Origin of the sequence: Janthinobacterium kumbetense, assembly GCF_023703445.1 — a bacterium.
GTDB lineage: Bacteria > Pseudomonadota > Gammaproteobacteria > Burkholderiales > Burkholderiaceae_D > Janthinobacterium > Janthinobacterium kumbetense.
The window spans coordinates 1,581,638-1,595,466 of the sequence record NZ_JAMQGR010000001.1 but is presented as its reverse complement, the minus strand read 5'-3'; the positions used below and the strand labels follow the sequence as shown (position 1 = coordinate 1,595,466).

12 protein-coding genes are annotated in these 13,829 nt (G+C 63.0%); 8 read left to right on the top strand and 4 right to left on the bottom strand.

Annotation, left to right across the window (positions count from 1 at the left end; all coding sequences use genetic code 11):
- The first annotated feature begins 33 nt into the window (after positions 1 to 33).
- Together NCG91_RS06935 and NCG91_RS06930 are read left to right on the top strand one after the other, a co-directional pair.
- On the top strand, positions 34 to 384 hold the full coding sequence (locus tag NCG91_RS06935) for a RidA family protein (RefSeq protein ID WP_034784210.1): 351 nt from the start codon (positions 34 to 36) through the stop codon (positions 382 to 384).
- A gap of 39 nt (positions 385 to 423) precedes the next feature.
- Complete coding sequence (locus NCG91_RS06930) at positions 424 to 2,676, top strand: RelA/SpoT family protein (protein WP_251349158.1); 2,253 nt, start codon at positions 424 to 426, stop codon at positions 2,674 to 2,676.
- A gap of 140 nt (positions 2,677 to 2,816) precedes the next feature.
- Here the strand turns inward: NCG91_RS06930 and NCG91_RS06925 are convergent, their stop codons facing one another.
- The 3 genes from NCG91_RS06925 to NCG91_RS06915 form a co-directional block, all read right to left on the bottom strand.
- The gene (locus tag NCG91_RS06925; protein WP_251349157.1) at positions 2,817 to 3,767 is read right to left on the bottom strand and encodes a cation diffusion facilitator family transporter; all 951 of its coding nucleotides are present in this window, start codon (positions 3,765 to 3,767) and stop codon (positions 2,817 to 2,819) included.
- A 116-nt stretch (positions 3,768 to 3,883) separates the two neighbouring features.
- Positions 3,884 to 4,759: a pirin family protein gene (locus NCG91_RS06920; protein WP_251349156.1), complete on the bottom strand. Its 876-nt coding sequence runs from the start codon at positions 4,757 to 4,759 to the stop codon at positions 3,884 to 3,886.
- A 57-nt stretch (positions 4,760 to 4,816) separates the two neighbouring features.
- On the bottom strand, positions 4,817 to 5,416 hold the full coding sequence (locus NCG91_RS06915) for an FMN-dependent NADH-azoreductase (protein ID WP_099664366.1): 600 nt from the start codon (positions 5,414 to 5,416) through the stop codon (positions 4,817 to 4,819).
- Positions 5,417 to 5,540: 124 nt separating this feature from the next.
- On the opposite strand from NCG91_RS06915, the gene NCG91_RS06910 reads away from it, so the two are divergent.
- The gene (locus tag NCG91_RS06910) at positions 5,541 to 6,446 is read left to right on the top strand and encodes a LysR family transcriptional regulator (protein ID WP_077403254.1); all 906 of its coding nucleotides are present in this window, start codon (positions 5,541 to 5,543) and stop codon (positions 6,444 to 6,446) included.
- Between the two features lie 17 nt (positions 6,447 to 6,463).
- Here the strand turns inward: NCG91_RS06910 and asd are convergent, their stop codons facing one another.
- Positions 6,464 to 7,312 (bottom strand): archaetidylserine decarboxylase, encoded by an 849-nt coding sequence (gene asd / locus NCG91_RS06905; RefSeq protein WP_251349155.1) that lies wholly within the window; start codon positions 7,310 to 7,312, stop codon positions 6,464 to 6,466.
- 392 nt (positions 7,313 to 7,704) lie between these two features.
- Between asd and NCG91_RS06900 the strand changes: the two genes are divergently transcribed.
- The 5 genes from NCG91_RS06900 (at position 7,705) to NCG91_RS06880 (ending at position 13,821) form a co-directional block, all read left to right on the top strand.
- The gene (locus NCG91_RS06900; protein WP_251349154.1) at positions 7,705 to 9,780 is read left to right on the top strand and encodes a TonB-dependent receptor plug domain-containing protein; all 2,076 of its coding nucleotides are present in this window, start codon (positions 7,705 to 7,707) and stop codon (positions 9,778 to 9,780) included.
- 118 nt (positions 9,781 to 9,898) lie between these two features.
- Positions 9,899 to 11,137, top strand: a complete 1,239-nt coding sequence (locus NCG91_RS06895) for a DEAD/DEAH box helicase (RefSeq protein WP_251349153.1) — start codon at positions 9,899 to 9,901, stop codon at positions 11,135 to 11,137.
- 67 nt (positions 11,138 to 11,204) lie between these two features.
- Positions 11,205 to 11,822, top strand: a complete 618-nt coding sequence (locus tag NCG91_RS06890; RefSeq protein WP_251349152.1) for an LON peptidase substrate-binding domain-containing protein — start codon at positions 11,205 to 11,207, stop codon at positions 11,820 to 11,822.
- A gap of 142 nt (positions 11,823 to 11,964) precedes the next feature.
- The gene (locus NCG91_RS06885; protein ID WP_046684938.1) at positions 11,965 to 12,708 is read left to right on the top strand and encodes a DNA-binding protein; all 744 of its coding nucleotides are present in this window, start codon (positions 11,965 to 11,967) and stop codon (positions 12,706 to 12,708) included.
- A 126-nt stretch (positions 12,709 to 12,834) separates the two neighbouring features.
- Positions 12,835 to 13,821: a chemotaxis protein CheB gene (locus tag NCG91_RS06880; protein WP_251349151.1), complete on the top strand. Its 987-nt coding sequence runs from the start codon at positions 12,835 to 12,837 to the stop codon at positions 13,819 to 13,821.
- The last annotated feature ends 8 nt before the right edge of the window (positions 13,822 to 13,829 follow it).

Here is a 13,829-nt window from a genome sequence, read left to right as displayed (position 1 = left end):
TGTACAGATTTTGAAACAACCGAAAGAAGAAGCATGGAAATTACACGACTGCACGTAGGCAAACGCCTCTCCGAAGTAGCCATACACAACAACACCATCTACCTGGCTGGCCAGATCGCGGAAGACACCACGCAGGGCATCGTCGGCCAGACGCGCGAAGTGCTCGGCCACGTCGACCGTCTGCTGATGGAAGCGGGCAGCGACAAGACTTGCATCCTGTCGTGCCAGATCTACATCGCCGACATGAAAGATTTTCCCGGCATGAATGAAGTGTGGGATGACTGGGTGGCTTCCGGCCACACGCCGCCGCGCGCCACGGTGGAAGCGAAGCTGGCCAATCCGGCTTGCCTGGTGGAAATCGTCATCATCGCTGCAGAGCGTTAAGTTATTCAGTTGTTGAGTTATTAAGTTTAAAGGTATTACATGGTTTCCATCTCGGCCCCGAATAGCGTCACCTCGGAACAACTGGTAGAGGGCTTGAGTGCGCCGGACAGCGCGCGCGTGCTGGACGCGCTCGCGTATGCCACCGAAGCGTATGGCGACAAGCTGACCTTTGCCGGCCGCTCCGCGCTGGACTTCGCCGTCGGCGTGGCCACCACCCTGGCGTTCCTGCGCAGCGATGCGGAAACGCGTATCGCCGGCCTGATGTTCGAGCTGACCCTGTTGGAACCGGACACGGCGGCCGACATCGAGCCGCGCTTCGGCAAGCAGGTGTGCGACCTGGCGACAGGCGTGCGCCAGCTGATCCGCTTGCGCGCGCTGACCCAGGCGCAGCACGGCAGCGCTGGCGGGCGCGGCAAGAATGCGGCGCAGCAAGCCGTGGCCCAGGTGGAAACCCTGCGCAAGATGTTGCTGGCGATGGCTTCCGACATGCGCGTCGTGCTGGTGCGCCTGGCTGCCTGCGTGACCACCTTGCGTTATTTTGCTGAACTAAAACTGTTCAATGAAATGACGCGCGAGTATGGCAAGGAAACGCTGGACCTGTACGCGCCGCTGGCCAACCGCCTCGGTATCTGGCAGCTGAAGTGGGAACTGGAAGATTTGTCGTTCCGCTTCATCGAGCCGGAAGCGTATAAACGCATCGCCAAGATGCTGGAAGAAAAGCGCATGATGCGCGAGGGTTTTGTTTCCTCGGCGATTCTGCGCCTGCAGACGGAGCTGGCTTCGGCCGGTATCCAGGCGGAAGTGTTTGGCCGCCCGAAACACATTTACAGCATCTGGAACAAGATGCGCGGCAAGGAGCTGGACTTTACGGCCCTGTACGACGTGCGCGCCTTCCGCGTCATCGTTGCCGACGTGAAAACCTGCTACACGGTGCTGGGCGTGGTCCACAATATCTGGACCCCCATCCCGAAAGAATTCGACGATTACATTTCGCGGCCGAAACCCAACGGTTACCAGTCGCTGCACACGGTGGTGACGGCCGAGGATGGCCGTCCGCTGGAAGTGCAAATCCGCACGAATGAAATGCACAGCTTTGCCGAATACGGCGTGGCCGCGCACTGGCGCTACAAGGAAGAGGGCGGTTCGAACTTTGCCGGCCAGAAATACGACGAAAAGATCGCCTGGCTGCGCCAGTTGCTGGCGTGGAAAACCGAGGTGGCCGACGCCGTCGTGGGCCAGGAAGAAATCCAGCGCGAATGGGTGGAAAAGCTCAAATCCGCCACCCTGGACGACCGCATCTTCGTCATGACGCCGCAGGCGCGGGTGCTGGAATTGCCCGTGGGCGCCACGCCCGTCGATTTTGCGTATCACTTGCATACGGACGTGGGCCACCGCTGCCGTGGCGCCAAGGTCGACGGCATCATGGTGCCGTTGAATACGCAATTGAAGAACGGCCAGACCTGCGAAATCATCACGGCCAAGGGCGCGCCGGGCACGGCGGGGCCGTCGCGCGACTGGCTCAGCGCCGGTTACGCCGTCAGCACGCGCACGCGCTCGAAGATCCGCGCCTGGTTCCACGCCATCGACATGCAGGAAACCCTGGCCCACGGCCGCGCGCTGGTGGAAAAGTCCTTGCAGCGCGAAGGCAAGACGGCCGTCAACCTCGAAGCGCTGGCGCAAAAGCTGGGCTTTGCGAAAGTCGACGAGCTGTTCCTGTCGGTCGGCAAGGATGAATTCAGCCTGCGCCACGTGGAGCACGCGCTGCACGACAATGGCGAAGTGGTGGTGCCGGAAGACGCCGTGCTGGTCGGCAAAAGCCGCGCGTCCAGCGTGGAGCAGGGCGCCAAGTCCGGCGTGCTGGTGGTGGGCACGGAAGGCCTCATGACGGTGCTGGCCAAGTGCTGCAAGCCGGCGCCGCCGGACAGCATCGTCGGTTTCGTGACGCGCGGCAAGGGCGTCTCGATTCACCGCGCCACGTGCAAGAACTTCGAGGAAATGCGCGCCAAATCGCCCGAGCGCGTGATCTTCACGGAGTGGGGCAGCACGGGCGGACACGATACGGTCTACCCGGTCGACATCTTCATCCTGGCAGGCGACCGCCAGGGCTTGCTGCGCGACATCTCTGAAATCTTTTCGCGCGAAAAGATCAACGTGATCGGCGTCAACACCCAAAGCGCCAAGGGCCAGGCCCGCATGACGTTTACGGCCGAGATCAGCTCGACGGCGCAGTTATTAAAAGCGCTGAATGTGATCAAGGATGTCAGTGGCGTGCTTGAGGCACGTCGTAGCTGACGCCTGACCAAACCTACTGCGCATCGGTATAGGCGGCCTGCGATGCTCACCGTACTAGAGTACGGTTGCGCTTCTCGACCACCTCTACCTTCCGCTCGCTACGGTTTTGTCAAGCGTTGTGACGCTTGTTGAACCTGGTGTTAATGCGTCTTGTCGCTCGCATGCAGCCCCGCCATCGTGGCCGTCTCCGGCTGCAGGGTAATGTGGTCGATGCCATGCTTGCTGAGTAACATCTTCTTGATCGCCCGCAATACCTTCGGCCAATGGTCGAGGTGCTCGATTTCCACGTGGCCGATCAGGGCCGGCTGGCCCGGCGACATGTCCCACACGTGCAAGTCGTGCACGGCAATCACGCCGTCCACTTCCTCCACGTCCGCACCCACCTGGATGTAGTCGATATGCATGGGCACGCCTTCCATCAGGAAGTGGTAGGACTCGCGCAGCACGCCGAATGTCGACTTTAAGATCAGCAGCGACACCAGCACGGACAGCAGCGGGTCGATCTGCATCCAGCCCGTAAAGTAAATCACGGCGCCGGCGACGATGGCGGCGACCGAGCCCAGCAAATCGCCCATCACGTGCACGAGGGCGGCGCGCGTGTTCACGCTTTGCTTGTCTTTCGACAATACCCACGCCACGACGATATTGATCGCCAGGCCGATGAAGGCGACGATGAAGACCATGCCGCCCTTCACGGGTTGCGGGGAGGAAAAGCGCAGCGCCGCTTCGTAGCAGATCCAGCCCACCACGCACAGCATGGCCAGGCCATTGACGAAGGCGGCCAGCGCCTCGGCGCGGCCAAAGCCGAACGAGTGGCGTGGCGAAGGAGGGCGGCGCGCGATCAGTTGCGCCAGCAGGGCCAGGCCCAGCGCGGCCGCGTCCGTGACCATGTGGCCCGCGTCGGAAATCAGGGCCAGCGAATTGGACAGGAAGCCGGCCGCCACCTCGATGCCGGCAAATGACAGGGTCAAGCCCAGCGCCCAAGCGAGGATACTCTGGCTGCGCCCCTCGAACGAGTGGGTGTGTTTGGCGTCGCCCTTCAGGTGGGCGTGCAAATGGGTGGCGTCGTGTTCGGTGTGCGTCGGCTGCATGGAATGCTTTGTGGAATGATGTTGCCGCCAGTGTAATTGAAAAGCAACAATATAGTCGGCACGAAAAAAAACCTGCAGGCCCGGAGGACTGCAGGTTTTTGATGGAACAGGCAATTTTATTGCGCCGCCGTCTCGCCAAACTTCCCTTCACGGAAATCCTGCACGGCCTGGAACACTTCCGCCTGGGTATTCATGACAAACGGGCCATATTGCGCGATCGGTTCGTTCAAGGGCTGGCCGGCGACGAGGATCACGCGGCCGCCTTGCGGCGCTTCGATGCGCACGCCGTCGGACCCTGGCGTGTTGGCGAAGATCGCCATGCGCAGGGCGGGCACGGCCTTGCCATCGACTTGCACTTCGCCACGGAAGGTGTACAGGAAGGCGTTATGGCCTGGCGGCAAGGGCTGCTCGAAGCTGGCGCCAGCCGGCAAGTCGATGTCGAGGTACAGCGGTTCCGTCAGCTCGCGCTGCACGGCGCCCGTCACGCCATGGCTGGCGCCGGCGATCACTTGCACGGTCACGCCCGCATCCGTCGTGTAGCGGGGGATTTCGCTGCTGTCGAAGTCGCGGTACCACGGCGTGCGCATCTTGTCGCGCGCGGGCAGGTTCAGCCACAGCTGAAAACCTTCCATCACGCCTTCTTCCTGTTCCGGCATTTCCGAGTGGATCACGCCGCTGCCGGCCGTCATCCATTGCACGCCGCCCGAGGTCAGCAAGCCTTCGTGGCCCGCGCTGTCCTTGTGGCGCATGCGCCCCGTGATCATGTACGACACGGTCTCGAAGCCGCGGTGCGGATGCTCGGGGAAGCCGGCGATATAGTCGTTCGGCTTGTCGCTGGCGAAATTATCGAGCATCAAGAACGGGTCGAGGCGGCGCTGCAGCTGCTGCGTCAGCACGCGGTTGATCTTCACGCCGGCGCCATCCATGACGGCCTGGCCGGCGATCACGCGCTCGACGGCGCGTGGCTTGTTGACGGTGGTGGTATCGCTCATTGTTCTCTCCTCTAGGCCAGGACGGCGCCAGTGCGCCGCCCCTTTCACTGCTGGGAATTACACCAGGATCGCGTTGATCTCGGCGTCCGCCTGGGCTTGCGCCTTGGCCACGGCTTCCGGGCCCATGCCCATGCCTTCCGAATACACGTATTGCACGTCGGTCAGGCCCAGGAAGCCGAACATGGTGTTCAGGTAAGGCACCTGGCTATCGTTGGCGCTGTCGCGGTGCAAGCCGCCGCGGGACAGGCCCACGTAGACTTTCTTGCCGGTCAGCAGGCCCACGGGGCCGTTTTCCGTGTACTTGAAGGTGACGTTGGCGCGGGCAATCGCGTCGAACCAGCTTTTCAGTTGCACGGTGATGCCGAAGTTGTACATGGGCGCGCCGATGACGATTACGTCCGCCGCTTGCACTTGCGCAATCAGAGCGTCGTCCAGGGCGATGCGGGCCGCCTGCTCCGGCGTACGCTTGTCCGCTGGCGTGAACAGCGCCTGCAGGGTCGGCTCGTCGAGCACGGGATGCGGTGCGGCAGCCAGGTCGCGGCGCACCAGGGCGGCGCCGGGGTTGGCCGCTTGTACGCGGGTAACGATGGCGTCAGCCAGGCGGGTCGAGGCGGAACCGGTGCTGCGGGCGCTGGAATTGATTTGCAGGATGTTCATCTTGTTTCTCCGTTGTGAGGTGTCTTGCGATGGATGAACTATAGCAATTCCAAAATTGATGCGGAAGCCGTTAAAATGGATAACATTAATCCATTAGTGGAACAATCGAACGTAAAGGTCAGTGATGGATATCGATCCCGGAGATTTGCTGCTGTTCGCCCGCGTCGTCGAATGCGGCAGTTTCTCGCGCGCCGCCGTGCGCGTGGACTTGCCCAAGTCGACCCTGTCGCGGCGCATCTCGCTGCTGGAAGCGAAATTGGGCGAACGGCTGCTGCTGCGCACCACGCGCAAGCTGGCGCTGACGGAATTCGGCGCCAGCCTGCTCGAGCATGCGCGCAAGGTGGTGGAAGAAACGGAGGCGGCCGGCGCGCTGGCCCAGCACCGCCAGGCAGGCCCTAGCGGCTTGCTGCGCATTTCCATGCCGGCCGATTTTGGCGACACGCTGATGCGCCAGGTGCTGGCCGAGTTCGTGCGCCGCTATCCGGCCATTTCGCTGGAACTGGACTTGTCGGCGCGCCGCGTGGATTTGCTGGAAGAGAACTTCGACCTGGCCATCCGCATGGGCAACTTGCCCGACGATGCCAGCCTGGCCGCGCGCCGCGTGGCCTTCAGCACCCTGGCCCTGTATGCCTCGCCGCAATACACGAGCGTGCACGGCTTGCCCGAGCATCCCGACGATCTGTATGGCCACGATTTATTGAGCTTGCCACGCGCCGTGCATGGCCTCGTGCACTGGACTTTGATCCGCGGCAAGACGACGTGGGAACGGGACTTGCCCGTGCGCCTGCTGGCGAATTCGCCGGAACTACTGGTGCGCATGGCGTGCACGGGCGTGGGCATCGCGGCCAGCACGGACCGCTTTGCCAAGGCGTATGTGGCGACGGGGGAGCTGGTGCGGGTATTGCCGGAATGGAGCTTTCCGCTCGTCACGGGCTGGGCCGTGTTTCCCGGCCGGCGCTTGATGCCGGCCAAGACACGCGCATTTCTGGACTTGATGGAGGAAATGTACCGGACCGACGCGCCCGTGTAGGCGCGCGTCTTGCTGCCTTACTTGGGCAGCTTGCCCATGACTTCGCCCAGCTGCACGGGGCCGGCCGGCTGCCAGCTGGCATTGAAATCGACCGTGTTTTTCGGGAACAGCATGACGACGGTGGAACCAAGCAGGAAGCGGCCCAGCTCGTCGCCTTGTTTCAGCACGACATTGTCGTTCGCATAGCTCCAGTCGCGAATTTCACCCGTGCGGGGCGGGTTGACGACGCCGTGCCAGACGGTGGCCATGCTGCCGACGATGGTGGCGCCCACCAGGGTCATGACGAAGGGGCCGTTGGCCGTGTCGAACACGCAGACGACGCGCTCGTTGCGGGCGAACAGGCCGGGAATGCCGCGCGCCGTCGTCGGGTTGACGGAAAACAGTTCACCGGGAACATAAATCATGCGCGTCAAGCGGCCATCGCAGGGCATGTGGATGCGGTGGTAGTCGCGCGGGCTCAGGTACAGATTGGCGAAGCTGCCGTGTTCGAACTGGGCTGCCAGGGCCGCATCGCCGCCGACCAGGGCCGTCGTGCTGAAATGGTGGCCCTTGGCCTGGAAGATCTGGTCCTTGTCGATCGTGCCGAACTGGCTGATGCGGCCATCGACGGGGCAGACGTAGTCCGCTTGCGCCAGCGGACGCGCGTCCGGGCGCAGCGCGCGCGTGAAAAAGTCGTTGAAGCTCGCGTAGTGCGTGATGTCCGGGTCCAGCGCCTCATCCATGTTGACGTTGTAGCGGCCGACGAACCAGCGGATCAGGCGCGTCGTCATGGCGCCGCCCTTGGCACCGGCGATCCGGCCGGCAAAATTGGTCAACGCTCCCTTGGGCAGCAGATATTGAGGCAAAACGGCAAGACGGTCAGACACGATGGGAAGCCTTTGACGGGGTGATGGGAACAATGATGAAAACGCATTATAGCGGCGATGTGGCGCGCAATGATATGTACCGTATGCAAGGGGGTGTAGCGCAGCCGGCCGCCGAATTTAATTTGCCATAGGAAATATTTTCAGGAAACTGTGCCACGCGGAAAAAATTACAGCACAATACAGCGGCCTGTTTTTTAGCTTTTAGCCATTTTTATTCAGCCAACTTTTTTAGCCAGGTCATGATGCCACGCCGTTGCCTTCGCCTTACCGTCCTTTGTTCCTCCGTGTTACTTGCCTGGAATGTCCAGGCCCAGCAATCCGAAACGCCAGCCGCGGATGCCGCCGCTGCGCCGCTGAAGGCCGATAAGGCCGATAAATCCGCCGCTCCCGCCATGCAGACCGTCGAAGTGAAGGGCAGCGGCTACGATCCGCGCCGCGACGATACGGCCAGCAAGATGATCGTGGGCAGCGAGGAAATCCTCAAATATGGCGACACGAATGTCACCGATGTGCTCAAGCGCTTGCCCGGCATTACCGTTTCCGGCGCGGCCGGACGCTCGGGCGGCGAAATCCGCATGCGCGGACTGGGCAGCGGCTACACGCAGATATTGCTCAACGGCGAGCGGGCGCCGGCCGGCTTTTCGCTCGACACCCTGTCGCCCGACGTGATCGAGCGCATCGAGATCTTGCATGCGGCCAGCGCCGAATACAGCACGCAGTCGATCGCCGGCACCATCAACGTGGTGCTGAAAAAGGCCGTCAAGACGGCGCAGCGCGACGTCAAGCTGGGCGTGGGGGGCGGGCGCGATGCGTTTTCCAGCAATGGCAACCTGCAATTGTCGGACAAGGATGGCATTTTTTCCTATTCGCTGGCGGCCTCCTTTTATCGCTACGACTATCACTATGCAAACCCGGCACGGGACCTGGGCTATGCGCCGGAAGGCCAGCAAAATCTGCTGCGCAGCAGCAAAGGCACGGGCGATGGCCGTTCGGAAGGCATCAATATGTCGCCGCGCCTGAACTGGGCTTTTCCCGGCGGCGACAATCTGACGGCGCAATTTTTCCTGAATGTGGGACGCAACGAAAGCCGTACGCACAGCCGTACCGACACGCTCATGGGCTTGCGGCCGGACTACGATACGAATGACAGCGACGGCGGCAACCATTATGTCTTTGGCCGTACGGACCTGACCTGGGTACGCAAGCTCGATGGCGGCGCCAGGCTGGAACTGGGACTGCGCGTAGGCCTGAGCAATAATTCCTCCGATAACCATCCGCTCGGCCATATCGATGGCGTGGGACTGGCGCTGGACCGCAGCGCGCGCGTGGATGCGTCGGAAAAGAGCGTGTCGTCCACCGGCAAGTATTCTTCGCCGCTCATCCCGGGCCATGCCTTGTCGATGGGCTGGGATGGCAGCTACGGCAAGCGGGACGAAGAGCGCTGGCAGCGCGAGCTGGCCTTGCCGGGCGGGCGCCCTCCATTCAACGTCGATGAAGACTTCAATGCCGACATCAAGCGCCTGGCGCTGTATGCGCAGGACGAGTGGGAGATCACGCCGCGCTGGTCCATGTATGCGGGCGTGCGCTGGGAAGGCATCGATACGCGCAGTATCGGCAACACCTATGACGAGGTACAGCAGCGCAGCAGCGTCTGGAGCCCGCTGCTGCAAACCTTGTGGAAATTGCCTGATACCAAGGGCGACCAGGTGCGCCTGGCCTTGACGCGCACCTACAAGGCGCCGGCCACTTCCAGCCTGATTCCACGCCGTATGATGTCGACGAACAATAGCCAGACCGAGCCTGACCGCGAAGGCAATCCGAACCTGAAGCCGGAGCTGGCGCTGGGCATCGACGCTTCCTACGAACATTACTGGGCCGAAGGCGCCTTGCTCAGCGCGCGCGCCTCGGCCCGCCGCATCGATGGCTACACGCGCCAGGGTTTGTTATATATCAATGAGCGCTGGGTATCGACGCCCGTCAACGATGGCCGCGCGAATACGCAGACACTGGAACTGGAAGCGAAGTTCCCGCTGCGCGCCGTGCTGGCCGCGCCCGTGCCGGCCATCGACCTGCGCGCCAGCGTCAGCCGCAACTGGTCGCAGGTGGAGCACGTGCCGGGACCGGACAACCGGCTCGACCAGCAAACCCCCGTCAGCGGCAACTTTGGTCTCGACTACAAGACGCCCGATGGCATGCTGACCACGGGCGGCAGTTTCAATTTCCGCAATGGCGGCCCCGTGCGCATCACGGAGCGCCAGAGCGCCTACACGTCGCCGCGGCGCGACCTCGACATTTATGCGCTGTGGAAATTCGATGCGAAGAACCAGCTGCGCCTGGCCGTGTCGAATTTGCTGGCGCAGGATTTTGAAAGCACCACCACGTATGCGGACGCCAGCGGCACGATCGTGCGCAACAACATTTCACCGAGTTCGCCGCAGGCGCGCGCCACCCTGGAAATGAAGTTCTGATGGCGATGTTTTAGTCGTGAAACCCCGGCCGGCATCCCCGCTGGCCTATAATCTCGGCAATCGCGCGCACGGCCCGTCCGTGCGCGCCACCTTTTCCTTTGCCAAGATTGCTTTTCCCATGACGTTTTCCTCCCTCGGCCTGATCGATCCCCTGGTCCGTAAACTTGACGAGCTCGGCTATGCCAAGCCCACGCCCGTGCAGGCGCAAGCGATTCCTGCCGTGCTGGCCGGACGCGACCTGATGGCCGCCGCCCAGACGGGCACGGGCAAGACGGCCGGCTTTGCCGTACCGCTGCTGCAGCGCCTGACCCTGGAAGGCGTGGTGGCGCCCCAGTGCGTGCGCGTGCTGGTGCTGGTGCCCACGCGCGAACTGGCCGAGCAAGTGTATGCGAGCTTCCGCAGCTATGGCGGCAACTTGCCGCTGCGCAGCTTTGTCGCGTATGGCGGCGTGCCCATCGAGCCGCAGATCAGCAAGCTGCGCAAGGGCCTCGACGTGCTGGTGGCCACGCCGGGCCGTTTGCTCGACTTGCAGACGCAGGGCGCCGTCAAGTTCGAGCAGGTGCAAACCCTGGTGCTGGACGAGGCGGACCGCATGCTGGACCTGGGCTTCGAGCGCGAACTCGATATATTGCTGATGACCATGCCCAAGCAGCGCCAGACGCTGCTGTTCTCGGCCACCTTCTCGGACGCCATCCGCGCCATGGCGAAAACCATGCTGAAGGATCCCGTCTCGGTGGAGGTCAGCGCGCGCAACAGCACGGTCAAGGCCGTGAAACAGTCGGTGATCGTGTGCGACAAGAAACGCAAGCCGGAACTGTTTTTGCACTTGCTGAAGAAAAAGCGCTGGGGCCAGGTATTGGTCTTCGTCAAGACGCGCAAGGGTGTCGAGCTGCTGGTGAACACCTTGCTGGAGCAGGGCGTGCGCGCCGATTCGATTCACGGCGACAAGACGCAGCCGAACCGCCTGCGCGCGCTGGCCCGCTTCAAATCTGCCGAGGTGCAAGTACTGGTAGCCACCGACGTGGCTGCCCGTGGCCTCGATATCGATCAATTGCCCGTCGTCGTCAATTTCGACTTGCCCACCGTGGCGGAAGATTATATTCACCGCATCGGCCGCACGGGCCGCGCGGGCGCCTCGGGCGAAGCGGTCTCGCTCGTTTGCGCCTACGAGGTGGAATTGCTGTCGGCCGTGGAAGCGCTGACCCGGCAAACCCTCAAGCGCGGCGAAGAACCGGGCTTCGAGGCCGAGCACCGCGTGCCGGGCACGTCCGCCGGCGGCACGATCCAGAAGAAGGTCGTCAAGGTGCTGGCGCCGAAGGCGGCGGAGCGGGCGAAAAAACGCCGCTTCTACAAGTAAGCGGGGAAGTTGGCCGGGCAGGGCAAGGCGCGCAGCACGGATATGCCATTCGTGCCATCATGCGCCTATGACCTCGATACCTTTGTTCCCGCTCAATACGGTGCTGTATCCCGATGGCTATCTGCCCCTGCAGATCTTCGAGGTACGCTACCTGGACATTATACGTCAGTGCATCATGGGCGAGCAGCCGTTCGGCGTGGTGCAGCTGCTGGACGGCGCGGAAGTGCGCAAGCCGGGCCAGCAGGAAACCCTGGCGCCCGTGGGCACCTTGGCGCGCATCGTCGACTGGGCTGCGCCCCTGTCGGGTTTGCTGCAAATCAAATGCATGGGCATGCAGCGCTTTCACATCGTGTCCAGCGAGCAGCTGAAGCACGGCTTGTGGGTGGCGCGGATCGAAACTCTGGCGCCCGACAAGACCATCCCCATCCCGCAAGAGCAGCAAAACGTGGCCGACGCGCTCGGCGCCCTGATCCGCACCTTGCAGGAGCAAAAGATCCCGCCTGAGCAAATGCCCCTGCAGCCGCCATACCGGCTCGACGAATGCGGCTGGGTGGCGAACCGCTGGTGCGAGCTGCTGTCGCTGAACGCCATGCAGAAGCAGCTTTTGCTCAGCCAGGACAATCCCGTGCTGCGCCTGGAACTGGTGCAGGATATGCTGACGGAAAATGGCTTGCTGGAAGAATAAATCAGCCGAAGCCGCATGTTTGCACACGCTTCCGTTGTGCAATTGCAATTTCTATTGAGAAATACTTTACGCTTTGCCGCCGCTGGCATAAGATAATGCCCCTGGGCAAGATTGCCCTGAGCAATATTCAAGAGTAAACGACATGGCAAAAGTAAGCGCGGAACAGATCAATGCGGCAATGGAAGCGATGGCGGGCGAAGGCCAGGCCATCACGGTGCGCGCCTTGCGCGAACGGCTGGGCAACGGCGCCTGCCTGGGCACCATCAGCAAGCTCTTGCAGCGCCGCAAGGCCGGTGCGCAGCGCCAGATCGCTGCCGCCGCGGAACTGTCGCCCGTGCTGCAGCAAGCCATCCTCGATTATGTAGGACAGGAATTAAGCGCCAGCCACAGCGCGCATGAAGCCGAGATGAACGACAATCAACAGGAATTGATGGACCTGGCCAGCGAGAACGAGCGCCAGCAAGAGTTGCTCGACTTGCAGGCCGGCGAGCTGGAAACCTTGCGCGAGGAGCTGGAACGGGAGCGGCAAGTGGCGAACCAGGCCCGCACGGACCTGGCCAAGGCGCAACTGCGCCTGGAAGGCTTGCCGCGCCTGGAAGAGGCGGCCGAGCAGGCGCGCATGGACCTGGCCAAGGCGCAATTCAAGCTCGAAGGCATCCCGCGCCTGGAAGAGGCTGCCGAAGCGGCACGCGCCGAACTGATCCAGGCCCAGCTGAAGCTGGAAAGCCTGACGCGCGTGGAAACGGAACTGGCGGCCGCGCGCCTGGAACTGGAAGCGGAACGCGAAGAGCTGGGCGAAACGCGCGCCGAGCTCGATGAAGAGCGCACCTTGCGCATCAAGGCGCAGCAGTTCATCGTCGATCCGATTTTCAAGACGCCCGTCTGAGGGCGCCTGGCCCCGATGCATCCCAGGGTGACATGGCGTCATGCGGCCCTGTGTTAGGCGGCGCACGGAATCGCGATGCAAGGCGCCGCAGAATAACTGCTGGACCTGAGCGCGAAAGGGGCCGGCATGGAAACGCTGATCGTCATGGGCGCCTCGGTGGGCGGCGTGGAAGCGCTGTCCGCCATCTTTTCCGCCTTGCCTGCCAATATGCCGGCGCCCGTGCTGGTGGTCGCGCATGTGGGGCGGCGCAGCAGCGTCTTGCCCGAGATTCTCGCTAAAACCTCCGCCTTGCCCGTGCGCTTTGCCGAAGAGCGCGAACCCGTGCGCGCGGGGCGCATCCTGCTGGCGCCGCCGGACCGGCACATGCTCGTTGCCAACCTGGCTGGCCAGGCGACGGTCGGGCTGAGCCGGGGCCCCAAGGAAAACCATACGCGTCCCGCCATCGACCCGCTGTTCCGCAGTGCCGCCGCCGCTTTCGGGCCGAAGGTGGTGGGCGTGATTCTCAGCGGCTATCTCGACGATGGCACGGCGGGCTTGCAAGCCATCAAGGCTTGCGGCGGCAAGGCGCTGGTGCAGGAGCCGCAGGACGCGGTGGCGCCGTCGATGCCGCAAAGCGCGATCGAGCATGCGGGGGTGGACTGGCGCTTGCCGGCCGCCGAGATCGGTTCGGCGCTGCTGGCGCTGGCCAGCGGCACGCCGGCCCGCGTCGCGCAACCCTTGCCGCCCGCGCCCCCATGGATCGCCGTGGAAAACCGTTTTGCCCGGGGAGTGGGAAATATGGACCAACTGGAAAAAATTTCCACGCCATCGACTTTCACCTGTCCCGAATGCCAGGGCACGCTGTGGGAGCTGCACGGCCAGCAGCCGCAGCGTTTTCGCTGCCATACGGGCCACAGTTTCACGGCGCAAATGCTGGGCGAGTTGCAGCATGACAAGGCGGAAGACGCCATCTGGGCGGCCGTCAGGGCACTGCAGGAAAAAGAACGGCTGTACCTGAACCTGGCCGCCAAGGCCCAGGCCTGGCTGCATCCGGGCACGGCCAGCGAATATGCCGCCAAGGCGCGCCAGGCGGGCGAGCAGGCCGATGTGCTGAAACGGACCTTGCTGGCTTAAAATAGCGC

Excerpts from the sequence above, each read along its gene's own strand:
- NCG91_RS06935 (WP_034784210.1), top strand. The coding sequence starts at position 34 with ATGGAAATTACACGACTGCACGTAGGCAAACGCCTCTCCGAAGTAGCC.
- NCG91_RS06930 (WP_251349158.1), top strand. The coding sequence starts at position 424 with ATGGTTTCCATCTCGGCCCCGAATAGCGTCACCTCGGAACAACTGGTA.
- NCG91_RS06925 (WP_251349157.1), bottom strand. The coding sequence starts at position 3,767 with ATGCAGCCGACGCACACCGAACACGACGCCACCCATTTGCACGCCCAC.
- NCG91_RS06920 (WP_251349156.1), bottom strand. The coding sequence starts at position 4,759 with ATGAGCGATACCACCACCGTCAACAAGCCACGCGCCGTCGAGCGCGTG.
- NCG91_RS06915 (WP_099664366.1), bottom strand. The coding sequence starts at position 5,416 with ATGAACATCCTGCAAATCAATTCCAGCGCCCGCAGCACCGGTTCCGCC.
- NCG91_RS06910 (WP_077403254.1), top strand. The coding sequence starts at position 5,541 with ATGGATATCGATCCCGGAGATTTGCTGCTGTTCGCCCGCGTCGTCGAA.
- NCG91_RS06900 (WP_251349154.1), top strand. The coding sequence starts at position 7,705 with ATGCAGACCGTCGAAGTGAAGGGCAGCGGCTACGATCCGCGCCGCGAC.
- NCG91_RS06895 (WP_251349153.1), top strand. The coding sequence starts at position 9,899 with ATGACGTTTTCCTCCCTCGGCCTGATCGATCCCCTGGTCCGTAAACTT.
- NCG91_RS06890 (WP_251349152.1), top strand. The coding sequence starts at position 11,205 with ATGACCTCGATACCTTTGTTCCCGCTCAATACGGTGCTGTATCCCGAT.
- NCG91_RS06885 (WP_046684938.1), top strand. The coding sequence starts at position 11,965 with ATGGCAAAAGTAAGCGCGGAACAGATCAATGCGGCAATGGAAGCGATG.
- NCG91_RS06880 (WP_251349151.1), top strand. The coding sequence starts at position 12,835 with ATGGAAACGCTGATCGTCATGGGCGCCTCGGTGGGCGGCGTGGAAGCG.